The 15,876-nt window shown below is 57.7% G+C and carries 14 protein-coding genes and 1 tRNA gene; 12 read left to right on the top strand and 3 right to left on the bottom strand.

Annotation, left to right across the window (positions count from 1 at the left end):
* The first annotated feature begins 107 nt into the window (after positions 1-107).
* Positions 108-1,295, top strand: coding sequence for a 2-methylaconitate cis-trans isomerase PrpF (gene prpF / locus AC0V2S_RS21820; protein WP_475511550.1), 1,188 nt, complete (start codon positions 108-110; stop codon positions 1,293-1,295).
* Between the two features lie 135 nt (positions 1,296-1,430).
* Here the strand turns inward: prpF and AC0V2S_RS21825 are convergent, their stop codons facing one another.
* Together AC0V2S_RS21825 and ppsR are read right to left on the bottom strand one after the other, a co-directional pair.
* Positions 1,431-2,075 carry a LysE family translocator gene (locus tag AC0V2S_RS21825; RefSeq protein WP_475511551.1) on the bottom strand — a complete coding sequence of 215 codons (645 nt, stop codon included), beginning with the start codon at positions 2,073-2,075 and terminating at the stop codon, positions 1,431-1,433.
* A 25-nt stretch (positions 2,076-2,100) separates the two neighbouring features.
* Entirely contained in the window at positions 2,101-2,919 is an 819-nt protein-coding gene (ppsR, locus tag AC0V2S_RS21830) for a posphoenolpyruvate synthetase regulatory kinase/phosphorylase PpsR (protein WP_475511552.1), read from the bottom strand.
* 182 nt (positions 2,920-3,101) lie between these two features.
* Here ppsR and ppsA point away from each other — a divergent pair, with 182 nt between their 5' ends.
* From ppsA to AC0V2S_RS21875, 9 genes are all read left to right on the top strand, one after another.
* The gene (gene ppsA, locus AC0V2S_RS21835) at positions 3,102-5,474 is read left to right on the top strand and encodes a phosphoenolpyruvate synthase (RefSeq protein WP_475511553.1); all 2,373 of its coding nucleotides are present in this window, start codon (positions 3,102-3,104) and stop codon (positions 5,472-5,474) included.
* A 144-nt stretch (positions 5,475-5,618) separates the two neighbouring features.
* On the top strand, positions 5,619-6,626 hold the full coding sequence (locus AC0V2S_RS21840) for an alpha/beta fold hydrolase (protein ID WP_475511554.1): 1,008 nt from the start codon (positions 5,619-5,621) through the stop codon (positions 6,624-6,626).
* Between the two features lie 68 nt (positions 6,627-6,694).
* Positions 6,695-7,183 (top strand): ribonuclease E activity regulator RraA, encoded by a 489-nt coding sequence (gene rraA, locus AC0V2S_RS21845; RefSeq protein ID WP_108096697.1) that lies wholly within the window; start codon positions 6,695-6,697, stop codon positions 7,181-7,183.
* A 188-nt stretch (positions 7,184-7,371) separates the two neighbouring features.
* Entirely contained in the window at positions 7,372-8,367 is a 996-nt protein-coding gene (locus AC0V2S_RS21850) for a zinc transporter ZntB (RefSeq protein WP_475511555.1), read from the top strand.
* A gap of 53 nt (positions 8,368-8,420) precedes the next feature.
* On the top strand, positions 8,421-8,666 hold the full coding sequence (locus tag AC0V2S_RS21855) for a CrfX protein (protein WP_475511556.1): 246 nt from the start codon (positions 8,421-8,423) through the stop codon (positions 8,664-8,666).
* A 2-nt stretch (positions 8,667-8,668) separates the two neighbouring features.
* Positions 8,669-9,493: a mechanosensitive ion channel family protein gene (locus AC0V2S_RS21860; RefSeq protein WP_475511557.1), complete on the top strand. Its 825-nt coding sequence runs from the start codon at positions 8,669-8,671 to the stop codon at positions 9,491-9,493.
* A 93-nt stretch (positions 9,494-9,586) separates the two neighbouring features.
* Positions 9,587-10,177: an RNA polymerase sigma factor SigX gene (sigX, locus tag AC0V2S_RS21865; protein ID WP_475511558.1), complete on the top strand. Its 591-nt coding sequence runs from the start codon at positions 9,587-9,589 to the stop codon at positions 10,175-10,177.
* A 107-nt stretch (positions 10,178-10,284) separates the two neighbouring features.
* Positions 10,285-11,322 carry an OmpA family protein gene (locus AC0V2S_RS21870; RefSeq protein WP_475511559.1) on the top strand — a complete coding sequence of 346 codons (1,038 nt, stop codon included), beginning with the start codon at positions 10,285-10,287 and terminating at the stop codon, positions 11,320-11,322.
* Positions 11,323-11,399: 77 nt separating this feature from the next.
* Positions 11,400-12,116, top strand: coding sequence for a peptidase C39 family protein (locus AC0V2S_RS21875; protein WP_475511560.1), 717 nt, complete (start codon positions 11,400-11,402; stop codon positions 12,114-12,116).
* 54 nt (positions 12,117-12,170) lie between these two features.
* On the opposite strand, the gene AC0V2S_RS21880 is transcribed toward AC0V2S_RS21875, so the two are convergent.
* A complete protein-coding gene (locus AC0V2S_RS21880; protein ID WP_475511561.1) occupies positions 12,171-13,454 on the bottom strand; it encodes an NAD(P)/FAD-dependent oxidoreductase in 1,284 nt (427 codons plus the stop codon).
* A gap of 183 nt (positions 13,455-13,637) precedes the next feature.
* Here AC0V2S_RS21880 and AC0V2S_RS21885 point away from each other — a divergent pair.
* Positions 13,638-13,714 (top strand) — tRNA-Val (locus tag AC0V2S_RS21885).
* A gap of 224 nt (positions 13,715-13,938) precedes the next feature.
* Positions 13,939-15,861 carry a threonine--tRNA ligase gene (gene thrS, locus AC0V2S_RS21890; RefSeq protein WP_475511562.1) on the top strand — a complete coding sequence of 641 codons (1,923 nt, stop codon included), beginning with the start codon at positions 13,939-13,941 and terminating at the stop codon, positions 15,859-15,861.
* Positions 15,862-15,876 lie beyond the last annotated feature (15 nt).

The raw sequence follows: 15,876 nt of genomic DNA on the forward strand, positions 1-15,876 counted from the left end.
CTGGGAGAGGGTTGGGGTGAGGGTAGGGCAGACGCCGCCCCTCATCCGCCCTTCGGGCACCTTCTCCCTGAGAGAAGGGAGGCTCCAACGAATTCGAGACGCGACCCATGGCTAACGCACCGCAAATCAAAATCCCCGCCACCTACCTGCGTGGCGGCACCAGTAAAGGCGTGTTCTTCCGCCTGCACGACTTGCCGGAAAGCTGCCAGGTACCGGGCGCGGCCCGTGACCGCCTGTTTATGCGGGTAATCGGCAGCCCCGATCCGTACTCGGCACAAATCGACGGCATGGGCGGCGCGACGTCCAGTACCAGCAAATGCGTGATTCTGAGCAAGAGCACGCAGCCGGACCACGACGTCGACTATCTATATGGCCAGGTTTCCATCGACAAAGCGTTTGTCGACTGGAGCGGCAACTGCGGCAACCTTTCGACCGGCGCGGGCGCGTTTGCGCTGCATGCCGGGTTGGTCGACCCGGCGCGGATTCCCGATAACGGTGTCTGTGTAGTGCGCATCTGGCAGGCCAATATCCAGAAAACCATCATTGCCCATGTGCCGGTCACCAATGGCCAGGTGCAGGAAACCGGTGACTTCGAGCTGGACGGCGTGACCTTCCCGGCGGCCGAGATCGTGCTGGAGTTTCTCGACCCGTCGGATGACGGTGAAGAGGGCGGCTCGATGTTCCCCACCGGCAATCTGGTGGATGACCTGGAAGTGCCCGGCGTCGGCACCTTCAAGGCCACGATGATTACGGCGGGCATTCCCACGGTATTCGTCAATGCCGAAGACATCGGCTACCAAGGCACCGAACTGCGTGAAGACATCAACAGCGATGCCAAGGCATTGGCCCGTTTCGAGGCCATTCGCGTGGCCGGCGCGTTGCGCATGGGGCTGATCAAAACCGCCGATGAAGCGCTGACCCGCCAGCACACGCCGAAGGTCGCGTTTGTGGCCAAGGCCAAGGACTACAAAGCCTCGAGTGGCAAAACCGTGCAGGCCGGCGATGTGGATTTGCTGGTGCGCGCCTTGTCGATGGGCAAGCTGCACCACGCCATGATGGGCACGGCGGCGGTGGCGATTGGTACGGCGGCGGCTATTCCCGGCACCTTGGTGAACATCGCAGCGGGCGGCGGTGAGCGCACGGCGGTGCGGTTCGGGCATCCGTCCGGCAGTTTGCGGGTGGGGGCTGAGGCGGTGCAGGTGGACGGCGAGTGGGTCGTTAAAAAGGCGATTATGAGCCGCAGTGCGCGGATTTTGATGGAAGGCGTGGTGCGGGTGCCTGGGGATAGTTTTTAAGGTGGGGCTGAGAACGCTGCCCTCTCCCCCAGCCCCTCTCCCGTGAACGGGCGAGGGGAGCTCTAACGCGGTTTGCTTTTAGTCCCCTCGCCCCTCGGGGAGAGGGTTAGGGAGAGGGGGCGCTGCAAGCACGACTTAATGGTGGGTGGTACTGAGCAAAACCCCACCGGCGCCGATGAAAAACGCGCCCGTGGTCTTGTTCAACCGCCGCGCCCCGGTAGGCGTCTTGATCAATCGACGAATCTGCCGGCCGAACAGGCCGTAGACCATCGAGGCGAAGAATTCTGCCAAGAGGTACGTGCCGCCCAGGTACACAAACTGTTCGGTGGTGGGCAATTCGGGTTTGATGAACTGCGGGAAAATGGCCGCAAACAGCAAAATGGCTTTCGGGTTGCTGATGCCCACAAGGAACTCTTGAAGCATCAGTTTGGTCACACTCGTGATCGCGGGCGCAGCGTCTGCTACGCTGCTTTCAGCCAGATCGAGGCCGCTGAATTGGTGGCTGCGCCAGGTGCGAATACCGAGGTAGAGCAGGTAAGCAGCACCGATCCATTTCAATGCGGTAAACGCGGTTTCTGAAGCCAGCAGCATGGCGCCCAAACCGACGGCCGAAATGGTCAGGAAGATGGCGTAGGAAATAGCTCGACCCACGGTGGCGGCAACGGCTGTGCCGACACCATGACGGATGCCGTTGTTCAGCGCACAAAAGTTGTTTGGTCCTGGCGTCAGGGCAATAAACACAGCAATTGGTGTGAACAACAAGCAGTCCATCAGGGTCATGTAGGCGTACCTGGTAAGGGCGGGGTTATTTCAGGCGCCGCTCAACGCCTTTTTCCACCAGGATCTTGGCGGAGATTTCTTCCACCGAGAAATGCGTGGAATTGATGTACGGAATGTTTTCCCGACGCAGCAGTTGTTCGACTTCACGCACTTCGAACTCGCACTGGGCAAAACTGGCGTAACGGCTGTTGGGCTTGCGTTCGTTGCGAATGGCAGTCAAACGGTCGGGGTCGATGGTCAGGCCGAACAGTTTGTCTTTGTATGGCTTGAGCGCGTTGGGCAGTTGCAGGCGCTCCATGTCTTCTTCGGTCAACGGGTAGTTGGCCGCACGAATGCCATATTGCAGTGCCATATAGAGGCAGGTGGGGGTTTTACCGCACCGCGATACACCGACCAGAATCAGGTCGGCCTTGTCGTAGTAGTGGGTGCGGGCGCCATCGTCGTTGTCGAGGGCGAAGTTAACGGCCTCGATACGCTCCATGTAGTTGGAGTTGTGACTGATGGAATGGGACTTGCCTACTGAATAGGAGGAGTGCGATGTCAGCTCCTGTTCGAGTGGTGCAAGAAAGGTCGAGAAGATGTCGATCATGAAGCCATCGGACTTGGCCAGAATGTCACGGATATCCTGGTTGACGATGGTGTCGAAAATGATCGGCCGCACACCGTCTTTCTCGGCCGCATTGTTGATTTGCTGTACCATCGCCCGCGCTTTTTCCACGGTGTCGATGTACGGGCGCGTGAGCTTGTGGAACGTGATGTTCTCGAACTGCGCCAGCAGGCTTTGGCCAAGCGTTTCGGCCGTGATGCCGGTGCCGTCGGAGATGAAGAAAGCGGTTCGTTTCATTTGCACCGAGGGCCTTAAGCTAAGGATGATTCTTGGCTATGATAGGCCCCCTTTTGATCGAAGCCATGCCGGTTGGCATTGTTACTTATTTTCCAGGGCCAGGCCACCGTCACACTTGAGCGGCAACGTGTGAGAGTAAATAGGGTCTGAGCTAGTCCAACACCGTTAGTGGAGAGATCACCTTGGCTGAATACGTAGTTTCCCTCGATAAGCTCGGCGTCCATGATGTGGAGCACGTGGGGGGCAAGAACGCATCCCTCGGCGAAATGATCAGTAACCTCGCAGGCGCTGGCGTCTCGGTCCCCGGTGGTTTTGCAACCACCGCCCAAGCCTACCGTGACTTTCTTGAACTGAGCGGCCTCAACGCGCAGATCCACGCCGCACTCGATGCGCTGGATGTCGATGACGTCAATGCTCTGGCCAAGACCGGTGCGCAGATCCGTCAATGGATCATGGAAGCCGAGTTCCCTGAACGCCTCAACACTGAAATCCGCACCGCCTTCGCCGCCATGGCCAATGGCAACGAGAACATGGCCGTTGCGGTCCGTTCCTCGGCGACCGCCGAAGACCTTCCAGACGCCTCCTTCGCTGGCCAGCAAGAAACCTTCCTGAACATCCGCGGCGTGGAAAACGTCATTCGTGCGGCCAAGGAAGTATTCGCCTCGCTGTTCAACGATCGCGCCATTTCCTACCGCGTGCACCAGGGTTTCGACCACAAACTGGTTGCTCTGTCGGCTGGCGTGCAGCGCATGGTGCGTTCGGAAACCGGCACCGCCGGCGTGCTGTTCACCCTGGACACCGAATCGGGCTTCCGTGATGTGGTGTTTATCACCGGCGCGTACGGCCTGGGCGAAACCGTGGTGCAAGGCGCGGTCAACCCGGACGAATTCTACGTTCACAAGAAAACCCTGGAAGAAGGCCGCCCGGCGATTCTGCGTCGCAACCTGGGCAGCAAAGCCATCAAGATGATCTACGGCGACGAAGCCAAGGCCGGCAAATCGGTGAAAACCGTAGACGTCGACCGCGCCGATCGCGCCCGTTTCTGCCTGAGCGATGCCGAAGTAACCGAGCTCGCCAAGCAAGCGCTGATCATTGAAAAACACTACGGCCGCCCGATGGACATCGAGTGGGCCAAAGACGGTGACGACGGCCAGCTGTACATCGTGCAGGCCCGTCCGGAAACCGTTAAGAGCCGCGTCAGCGCCAACGTGATGGAACGCTACCTGTTGAAAGAAACCAGCAAAGTGCTGGTGGAAGGTCGCGCCATTGGCCAGAAGATCGGCGCCGGTAAAGTGCGCGTGATCAACGACGTGTCCGAGATGGACAAGGTTCAGCCAGGCGACGTGTTGGTTTCCGACATGACCGACCCGGACTGGGAGCCGGTGATGAAGCGCGCCAGCGCCATTGTCACCAACCGCGGCGGCCGTACCTGCCACGCGGCGATCATCGCCCGTGAACTGGGTATTCCCGCTGTTGTGGGTTGCGGCGACGCGACTCAGGTGCTGGTCGATGGCCAGGGTGTGACTGTTTCCTGCGCCGAAGGCGACACCGGTTTTATCTTCGAAGGCGAGCTGGGCTTTGATGTTCGCACCAACTCCGTTGATGCCATGCCCGAGCTGCCGTTCAAGATCATGATGAACGTCGGCAATCCTGATCGTGCGTTCGACTTCGCCCAGCTGCCCAACGCCGGTATCGGCCTGGCGCGTCTGGAGTTCATCATCAACCGTATGATCGGCGTGCACCCCAAGGCGCTGCTGAACTACGCCGGGCTGCCGCCTGAGATCAAAGACAGCGTCGACAAGCGCATCGCCGGTTACGACGATCCGGTTGGCTTCTATGTCGAGAAGCTGGTTGAAGGTATCAGCACCCTGGCCGCGGCGTTCTGGCCGAAGAAGGTCATCGTGCGTCTGTCGGACTTCAAGTCCAACGAATACGCCAACCTCATCGGCGGCAAGCTGTACGAGCCGGAAGAAGAGAACCCGATGCTGGGCTTCCGTGGCGCTTCGCGTTACATCAGCGAGTCGTTCCGTGACTGCTTCGAACTTGAATGCCGTGCACTGAAGAAAGTGCGCAACGAAATGGGCCTGACCAACGTTGAAATCATGGTGCCGTTCGTACGCACCCTGGGCGAAGCCAGCCAGGTGATTGACCTGTTGGCGGCCAACGGCCTGTCGCGTGGCAAAGACGGTCTGCGCATCATCATGATGTGCGAGCTGCCGTCCAACGCCATTCTGGCGGACGAGTTCCTTGAGTTCTTCGACGGCTTCTCCATCGGCTCCAACGACCTGACTCAGCTCACCCTGGGCCTGGACCGTGACTCCGGGATCATCGCGCATCTGTTCGATGAGCGTAATCCGGCAGTCAAGAAGCTGCTGTCCAATGCCATTCAGGCCTGTAACAAGGCCGGCAAGTACATCGGCATCTGTGGTCAGGGTCCTTCGGACCACCCGGACCTGGCTAAATGGCTGATGGAACAGGGCATCGAAAGCGTGTCGTTGAACCCGGACTCCGTATTGGAAACCTGGTTGTTCCTGGCTGAAGGCCAGCAGGCCTGAGGTCCGTTGGGCTTCGCGTTGCTCAACCCAACCTACGGTCAATGTAGGTTGGGTTGAGCGCAGCGAAGCCCAACAAAAACACCAAAGAAGGGCGGGTCCATTCCCGCCCTTTTTTCTGCAAGTTTTTTCTGCCAGTCGATCCGCATGCAAAGTAGCAGTGAACTGTTTCCCGTAGCCTTGATGAGTGCCGAGTTTCGTGGCGACCTCAGCGAGGACGTTTATCGCCTCAAACCCTCCAACAGCCCCGACTTCAGCGTGGAGTTGGCCCTGACCCGTTTGGGCATGGCTAACCATGGTGAGGACCGCGGCGTGCCGGTGATTTTGATCCCTGGCAGTTTTTCCAACCGGCGCTTCTGGTATTCGCCCAAGTGCATTGGCCTGGGGCCGTACCTGGCGCGCGCCGGTTTCGATGTGTGGATCGCGGAAATGCGCGGCCACGGCTTGTCGCCACGCAACCTCGAATACCGCAACAACACCGTGGCCGATTACGCCCGCTATGACTTGCCGGCAATTGCCGCCTTTGTTCGCGAGCAGAGTGGGCAGGCGCCGCACTGGATTGGCCATTCGCTGGGCGGCATTACGCTGGCCGGCGCACTCGGTGGCCATTACCTCAACGAGGACGACGTGGCCTCGGTCGCGCTGTTCGGTAGTCAGATCAGTCGCGTGTACTGGCCGCTGAAAATGCCGCCGGTGGAGTGGGGCGCACGCCTGTTGCTCAAGGGCGTTTCCGTGATTTCCGGCTCGCGCCTCAAGCGTGGTCCGGAAGATGAGCCGATTGGCCTGATGCGCGAAAGCCTGCGTTGGCACGGCTTGTTCGGCAGGTTTGGCGAGGGCAAGAAGAACAATTGGTGGAAAGGCCTGGCCGAAGTGAACGTGCCGGTGCTGGCGGTGGGCGCCGATGGTGACCTGCAAGACCCGGCCTGGGGCTGTCGCAAGCTGCTCGAGCAGTTTGGCTCGGAGCACCGTCGTTTTCTTTGCCTGGGCAAGAAGCAGGGTTTTAGCGATGACTTCGGCCATGTCGAGATGCTGGTCAGCAAACAAGCGCAAGAAGAAGTCTGGCCGCTGGCCGAGCACTGGTTGCGCCACCTGAGCCTGCCGGCCGGGTTGGAACCGGCGGCGCAGACCGTGGCGGACGTTTCATCAGCGCAGTGACACGGCTAAGATGTCGCCGTATCGAGCTTTGAACGAGCGGTTTCCATAACCTTTCAAGGAGATTTGCCATGCAATACGTCACTCCCGATTTGTGCGACGCCTACCCGGAACTGGTGCAGGTAGTGGAGCCGATGTTCAGCAACTTCGGCGGCCGCGATTCGTTTGGCGGTGAAATCGTCACCATCAAATGCTTCGAAGACAACTCTCTGGTCAAAGACCAAGTCGACCTGCCGGGCAAAGGCAAAGTGCTGGTAGTCGACGCCGGCGGTTCACTGCGCCGCGCCGTACTCGGGGACATGCTCGCCGAGAAAGCCGCGAAGAATGGTTGGGAAGGCTTGGTGATCTACGGCTGCATTCGTGACGTTGACGTCATCGCGCAAACCGAGCTGGGCGTACAGGCCCTGGCCAGCCACCCGATGAAGACCGAAAAACGCGGCATCGGCGACCTCAACGTCGCCGTGACTTTCGGCGGCGTAACCTTCCGCCCGGGCGAGTTCGTGTATGCCGACAACAACGGCATCATCATCTCGCCGCAAGCGCTGAAGATGCCGGCGTAAACTGAAAACCCGGTGAACCAGGCCGCGTGAAAACGTAACGAGCGAAGGTTAAGCAAGGCAAAAACAGGCGAAAAAGCGGAGTTGACACGTAGTCAACGAGCATTTTTCGCCTGTTTTTAACGCGGCTAAACCGAGCGCAGTAGTTTTCACGGGGCCTGGAAGCCGGGCTTTTGTATTAAGGGTAGGGAATGCACGAAGAAGACAACGCGCAATGGGGGCTGGTGCATGCCTATGTGCTGGACGGCGAGGGCGGTGCCCGCTCCATTGCCCGTCAGCAAATCGATGGGTTAGCGCTGCAACCGCAGGAAAGCCTGTGGCTGCATTGGGATCGTGGTCATCCGCAAACCCACGCCTGGTTGCGCGATGGCAGCGGCCTGAATGAATTCAGCTGCGACCTGCTGCTGGAAGAGAACACCCGTCCGCGCTTGTTGCCGCTACCCAATGAAGAGCTGCTGTTGTTTCTGCGTGGCGTAAACCTCAACCCGGGCGCCGAGCCGGAAGACATGGTGTCGGTGCGCATCTTTGCGGCGGCGCAACGGGTGATTTCTCTGCGCTTGCGGCCGTTGCACGCGACCGAGGACCTTATTGCCGAGCTCGAGGCGGGGAAGGGGCCGAAAACCTCGTCTGAACTGATGCTGTATCTGGCTCAGCATATGACCGGCAAAGTCGACGCGCTGGTGAGCGACTTGTCCGACCTGGTCGATAGCCAGGAAGAGCAGGCCGACGCCGATGAGCGTTTTACCCCGGAACATGGGCAGATGCTGCATATCCGCCGCCGCGCGGCCGGTTTGCGCCGGTTTCTGGCGCCGCAGCGGGATATTTTTGGTCAGCTCACGCGCAGCAGGCTGTCGTGGTTTGCCGACGATGATGCGGACTACTGGAACGAACTGAATAACCGTCTGACCCGTTATCTGGAAGAACTCGAGCTGATTCGCGAGCGGGTCGGGCTGGTACTGGAAACTGAAAGCCGGCGCATGAGTGAACGGATGAACCGGACCATGTATCGCTTCGGTATCGTCACTGGAATTTTCCTGCCGATGAGCTTTTTGACCGGGCTGCTGGGCATCAATGTCGGCGGTATTCCGGGCTCTGAAAGCCCGTATGGGTTCTTGGTGGCGTGTCTGCTTATGGCCGGCGTCGCGCTGGGACAATGGTGGCTTTTTCGTCGATTGCGTTGGGTTTGATGTGACTTGGCAAAAATAGCCCGCGTCTAGCCCTGAGATATCCTGAGGTGCGCATGCACGATCCATTCGAACAATCCTTGCGAGACTTGCTCAAGTCGTCGGCCTCCAGCCACGACGATGACGCAACGCTCGGCCGCGTACTGAAAACCGCCAACCGCCAAGTCGGTGCCGGCGATCTCTTCGGTCTGATGGGCCGGTGCCTTGAAGCGCTACTGATCGCTATCAGCAAAGGCTCCGACCACATCGCGCCGGTATCGCGCCGCACTTCCTCCGCTCGTACTCCCAATAAGGCTGACTGAACATGGAACTCGATCTCTGGACCCAAAGCCTGAAAGAGGCAATGGCTGCGCTGTGGACCAAAGTTGCAGTGTTCATTCCCAACCTGTTCGTTGCCCTGATTCTGGTTCTGCTCGGTTTTGTCGTGGCCAAGCTGCTCGACACCCTGCTGTCGAAGCTGCTCGGCAAGGTGGGCCTGGATCGCCTGATGGCGGGCACTGGCCTGACCAAACTGATTGCTCGTGCTGGCATTCAGGTGCCGGTTTCGGCGCTGATCGGCAAGATCGTCTATTGGTTCGTGCTGCTGGTGTTTCTGGTCTCGGCGGCTGAGTCGCTCGGCCTGCAGCGTGTTTCTGCGACCTTGGATGTGCTGGCCCTGTACCTGCCGAAAGTATTCGGTGCGGCACTGGTGCTGGTGATCGGCATTCTGCTGGCGCAATTGGTTAGCGGTCTGGTGCGCAGCGCTGCCGATGGCGTAGGTCTGGATTATGCCAATGGCCTGGGCCGTATCGCGCAAGGCCTGGTGATTATTCTGAGTATCTCGGTTGCCATCGGCCAGTTGGAAGTCAAAACCGACTTGCTTAATAACGTGATCGCCATCGTGCTGATCTCCGTTGGCCTGGCGGTTGCGTTGGCGCTGGGCTTGGGCAGCCGTGATATCGCTGCGCAGATTCTCGCCGGCATCTACGTGCGCGAGCTGTATGAGGTGGGCCAGCAGCTGAAAGTGGGTGACGTGGAAGGGCAGATTGAGGAGATCGGCACCGTGAAAACTACCTTGCTGACCGATGACGGCGAGCTGGTTTCGCTGTCCAATCGCGAGATCCTCGAGCAACGGGTGAGCAGCCGCTAATTCGCCAATCCCTGCTAATGTATGCCGCCATCTTGGACTGCCTGAGGTTCAGGGCTGTGGCGGCTATTCACCAGACTGCCGGCCCGACTCGTTTTGAATAAAGCTCAATCACTATCTTCCCGTTATGATCCCCGCGAGCTCTCGGATGAAGAGCTGGTGGCGCGTGCGCATGTGGAGTTGTTCCACATAACGCGGGCATATGAAGAGCTAATGCGCCGTTACCAGCGAACCTTATTTAACGTATGTGCGCGTTATTTGGGAAACGACAGGGACGCCGACGACGTCTGTCAAGAAGTAATGTTGAAAGTTTTATATGGGCTGAAGAATTTTGAAGGCAAGTCAAAGTTCAAGACTTGGCTTTACAGCATTACCTACAACGAGTGCATTACCCAATACCGCAAAGAGCGTCGAAAAAGACGCCTCTTGGATGCGCTTAGTTTGGATCCTTTGGAGGAGGCTTCCGAAGAGAAGACCCCTGTAGCCCAAGAGCCTGGCGGTCTTGACCTTTGGCTTGTGCATGTGAATCCGATTGATCGGGAGATTCTGGTGCTGCGATTTGTCGCAGAACTGGAGTTTCAGGAGATCGCCGACATCATGCATATGGGGTTGAGCGCAACCAAGATGCGATATAAACGGGCCTTGGATCGTTTGCGGGAAAAATTTTCGGGAGTTACCGAAACTTAGTTGGGTGAAATACCTCTAACCGACCAGGTGATTCCTGATAGAATCGCCGCCTGAGTTGTCTTGCGTTTGTCAGACAACTTACTGACCACCAAGATAGGGATTTACGGATGAAATTTAAAAACACCTTAGGCGTTGTTATCGGCTCGCTGATCGCTGCTTCCTCTCTTCAGGCGTTGGCCCAAGGCCAAGGTGCAGTAGAAGTTGAAGGCTTCGCCAAGAAAGAAATGTTCGACAGCGCTCGTGACTTCAAAAACAACGGCAACCTCTTCGGCGGTTCGGTTGGTTACTTCCTGACCGACGACGTTGAACTGCGCCTGGGTTACGACGAAGTCCACAACGCTCGTAGCGACGACGGCCGTAACATCAAAGGCTCGAACACCGCTCTGGACGCGCTGTACCACTTCAACGCTCCAGGCGACGTAGTTCGTCCGTACGTTTCTGCCGGTTTCTCGGATCAGAGCATTGGCCAGAATGGCAGCGGCGGCCGTAACGGCTCCACTTTCGCCAACGTTGGCGGCGGTGCCAAGGTTTACTTCACCGAGAACTTCTACGCCCGTGCCGGCGTTGAAGCTCAGTACAACATCGACCAAGGCGACACCGAGTGGGCGCCAAGCGTTGGTATCGGCGTTAACTTCGGCGGCGGCAAAAAAGCTGCTGAGCCAGTAGCTGCAGCTGCTGCTCCAGAAGTTTGCTCCGACAGCGACAACGACGGCGTGTGCGACAACGTCGACAAGTGCCCAGGCACCGCTGCCAACGTAACTGTTGACGCTGATGGCTGCCCGGCTGTTGCTGAAGTTGTTCGCGTTGAGCTGGACGTGAAATTCGACTTCGACAAAGCGAAAGTCAAAGAAGAAAGCTATGGCGATATCAAAAACCTGGCTGACTTCATGAAGCAATACCCAGCAACCTCCACCACTGTTGAAGGTCACACCGACTCCGTTGGTACTGACGCTTACAACCAAAAACTGTCCGAGCGTCGTGCTAACGCCGTTCGTGAAGTTCTGGTTAACCAGTACGGTGTAGGTGGCGCTCGTGTTAACGCTGTTGGCTACGGCGAGTCCAAGCCGGTTGCGGATAACGCTACCGAAGCTGGCCGCGCTGTAAACCGTCGCGTAGAAGCTGAAGTAGAAGCCCAAGCTAAGTAATTAGCGCGGTGTTTCAGAAGAGCCCGGCTTAGGTCGGGCTTTTCTTTGCCTGGAATAAAGTTTGGCTCGAGTTGCCCATGTATGATTCGGGCCTTTCTTGGACTAATCGGGAGCATGCGCAGGTGTCGAAACTTCGATCGTTACTGCTGGTTGGCGGTGTGTTTCTGCTTGTGGCTGCTTGTTCCTCGCAGGTAGTCGTGGCGCCAGAAGTGCGCGCGCTTCCAGAGCGTGTTGAGTTGAACGGCGTACCTTTCTTTGCCGAGACAGCTTTCGAGGGGGCCCCGGGAGCGGTGGCCGTAATGTTGTCTCAGCAAGATGTAGTGACGACTCCTGGGCTGGTAGCCAAAAAAATGCGCCTGCCGGGCCAGGAAACTGTGATTGAGAAAAACCTAACTCGCGTGGTTAACGAGCATGGTTTGCTGGTATACCCGTTGCCCGCGCGTTTGGCTGACGTTTTAGAGCAGGTGTCCGCGGGCTATCCGGTGTTGGTGCGTCTGGACGATGGCAGACTGGTTTCGTCACCGCATTACGCGATAGTTGTGGGTTACGATCGGGTGAAGCAGCGTTTGCTGCTGCGTTCCGGGATGAGCCGTCGCCTGGTGGTGACCTTCAAAGACTTCCAGTCGGCCTGGGATAAGCTTGGCAATTGGGCTGTTCTGATTCAGGCCCCGGCGCAGTTGCCGGTGAATGTTGAGCGCCAGCGCTGGCTGATTGCTGCTACGCAACTTGAGCAGGCCGGCCAGAAATTGGCTGCCGGCAATGCCCGTGAAGCGCTAGAGCACGGTGCGCATTAATAGCTACAAATAAAAACGGCGCCTCCAGGGCGCCGTTTTTATTTGTGATAGGAGTTAAAAACCAAGCTTGTCGCGCAGGCTGTAATACCAGGCGCCCATGGCGGTGAACGGTACGCGCATCAGATGGCCACCCGGGAACGGGTAGTGCGGCAGGCCGGCAAAGGCGTCGAAGCGTTCTGCCTGCCCGCGCAGGGATTCGGCGAGAATCTTGCCTGCCAAGTGGGTATAGGTAACGCCGTGGCCACTGCAACCTTGGGAGTAATAGATGTTGTCGCCGAGGCGACCCACCTGCGGCAAGCGCGATAGAGTGAGCAGGAAGTTGCCTGTCCACGCGTAGTCGATCTTCACGTTTTTCAGCTGCGGGAAAGTTTGCACCAGCTTGGGACGAATGATGGCCTCGATGTTGGCCGGATCGCGAGCGCCGTAAACCACGCCGCCGCCGAAGATCAGGCGCTTGTCGCCACTGAGACGGTAGTAATCAAGCAGGTAGTTGCAGTCTTCTACGCAGTAATCCTGCGGCAGTAAGCTGGCGGCAACTTCGTCGCTCAGGGGTTCGGTGGTGATCACTTGCGTGCCGCAAGGCATCGATTTGGCGGCCAGTTCAGGGATCAGGTTACCCAGATAGGCGTTGCCAGCAACCACCACGAACTTGGCTTTTACGCGGCCCTGTGGCGTGTGTACCACTGGGTTGGCGCCGCGCTCGATGCGAGTGGCTGGGGTCTGTTCGTAAATAACACCACCCAACGATTCAACGGCGGCAGCTTCGCCCAATGCCAAGTTCAAGGGATGAATATGGCCGCCGCTCATGTCGAGCATGCCGCCAATGTAGTTCTCGGTATTGACCACTTCACGGATACGCTTGCTATCCATCAGCTCAAGCTGGGTGTGGCCGTAGCGCTCCCACAGCTTCTTTTGCGATTCCAGGTGGCCCATCTGCTTTTTGGTGATGGCTGCGAAAACACCGCCGTCTTTCAGGTCGCACTGAATGTTATAGGTGGCGATGCGCTCACGAATGATGCGGCCGCCCTCAAACGCCATCTGACCAAGGAGTTGCGCCTGCCTTGGGCCGACGGTGCGCTCAATGACGTCGATATCGCGACTGTAGCTGTTCACGATCTGGCCACCATTGCGGCCTGAGGCGCCGAAACCTACTTTTGCCGCTTCCACGATGGTGACCTTGAAGCCGTTTTCCAGCAGGAAGAGGGCGGTGGAAAGACCGGTGTAACCAGCACCCACCACACAGACATCGGTTTCTACGTCGCCGACCAATTCGGGTCTGGCGGGAACGGCATTGGCCGACGCGGCGTAGTAAGACTGCGGATAAGGAGTGTGTGCCATCTTGCAACCTCTGTTTTATATTTTTTACGAATTGGCCGATGCTACCTGAGTTAAAAATGCCCGGCTAGCCTCCGTGCAAAATATAAAACGCCTCGCTGAACAGTAAAAAATACGTTTATTCAGGTAGTTAGCGAGAAAAGGGTTGACTCTTTTAGCTGCCTCCGTAGAATGCGCCTCCATTGCAGGCACGTAGCTCAGTTGGTTAGAGCACCACCTTGACATGGTGGGGGTCGTTGGTTCGAGTCCAATCGTGCCTACCAAATTTAAAGGGTCACTTCGGTGACCCTTTTTTATTGGGCGCTTGTCAGGGCTTCGGCTTTCTGAAAGCATCCAAAGTCCTAAAAAATCCCCAGTGACTGCGGTTCGGTTCAGGTTGGCCCTCGGGCTCCTGCCACTGTGAGGCGGGTACACCGCCGAATCGCGTACTGGCTCATCCCAACCCATGTGACCTTTGGTAGGGGTCACCACTAGGAGAGGAAGCGCCATGCCTGTTATTACTCTTCCCGACGGCAGTCAGCGTTCGTTCGATCATCCGGTTTCCGTAGCCGAGGTGGCTCAATCCATTGGCGCCGGTTTGGCGAAAGCCACCGTGGCCGGCAAGGTCAACGGCACGTTGGTAGATGCCTGCGATCTCATCAGCAGCGACGCGACTCTGCAGATCATTACGCCTAAGGACCAAGAGGGGCTGGAGATCATTCGTCACTCCTGCGCTCATCTCGTGGGTCATGCGGTCAAGCAGCTGTACCCGACTGCGCGCATGGTGATTGGTCCGGTCATCGAAGAAGGCTTCTATTACGACATCGCCTACGAGCGCCCCTTCACGCTGGACGACTTGTCGGCGATTGAAGCGCGCATGCATCAGCTGATCGAAACTGAGTACGACGTGGTCAAGAAGATGACTCCGCGTGCCGAAGTCATCGCTGAGTTTTCCGCTCGTGGCGAGGAGTACAAGCTGCGTCTGGTCGAGGACATGCCTGATACCCAAGAGATGGGTCTCTACTATCACCAGGAATACCTCGACATGTGCCGCGGTCCCCACGTGCCGAATACTCGTTTCCTCAAAGCCTTCAAGCTGACCAAGCTTTCCGGTGCCTACTGGCGTGGCGATGCCAAGAACGAGCAATTGCAGCGTGTGTACGGCACTGCATGGGCAGATAAAAAGCAACTGGCCGCTTATGTGCAACGCATCGAAGAAGCCGAGAAGCGCGATCACCGTAAAATCGGCAAGCGCCTGAACTTGTTCCATACCCAGGAAGAAGCTCCGGGTATGGTGTTCTGGCATCCGAATGGTTGGACTTTGTACCAAGTGCTCGAGCAGTACATGCGTAAGGTTCAGCGTGAGAACGGCTACCTTGAAATCAAGACGCCGCAAGTGGTTGACCGTAGCCTGTGGGAGAAATCCGGGCACTGGGCCAACTACGCCGAAAATATGTTTACCACTGAGTCGGAAAGTCGCGATTACGCGATCAAGCCGATGAACTGCCCATGCCATGTTCAGGTGTTCAACCAGGGGCTGAAGAGCTACCGCGAGCTGCCGATGCGTCTGGCTGAGTTCGGTGCTTGCCACCGTAACGAGCCGTCGGGCGCGCTGCACGGCATCATGCGGGTCCGCGCGTTCACTCAGGACGACGCCCACATTTTCTGCACCGAAGAGCAAATGCAGGCGGAGTCGGCGGCGTTTATCAAACTGACGCTGGATGTGTACTCGGATTTCGGCTTCACCGATATTCAGCTCAAACTGTCGACTCGTCCTGAAAAGCGCGTGGGATCTGATGAATTGTGGGATCGCGCCGAGGCTGCCTTGGCTTCCGCTCTCGATAGTGCTGGGCTGCCGTACGACCTGCAGCCGGGTGAAGGTGCTTTCTATGGTCCGAAGATCGAGTTCTCGTTGAAGGATTGCCTGGGTCGTGTGTGGCAGTGTGGTACCCTGCAGCTCGATTTCAACCTGCCAGTGCGTCTGGGGGCTGAATTCGTCAGTGAAGATAACAGCCGCAAACACCCCGTTATGTTGCATCGCGCAATCCTGGGGTCGTTTGAGCGCTTTATCGGCATGCTGATCGAGCACTACGAAGGTGCATTCCCGGCTTGGCTGTCGCCTACTCAGGCGGTGATTTTGAATATCACCGACAAACAGGCTGATTTTGCGCTTGAGGTTGAAAAAAGCCTCAATCAAAGCGGGTTCCGTGCCAAGTCTGACTTGAGAAACGAAAAAATCGGCTTTAAAATCCGCGAGCATACTTTGCTCAAGGTTCCGTATCTCTTGGTTATCGGGGATCGGGAAGTTGAAACGCAAACTGTCGCTGTGCGTACGCGAGAAGGTGCTGACCTTGGCTCCATGCCTGTCGCCCAATTCGCAGAATTCCTTACGCAAGCGGTTTCCCGGCGTGGTCGCCAAGATTCGGAGTAATTATTATTAAGCGTG

The organism is Pseudomonas sp. CC11G (assembly GCF_056174845.1).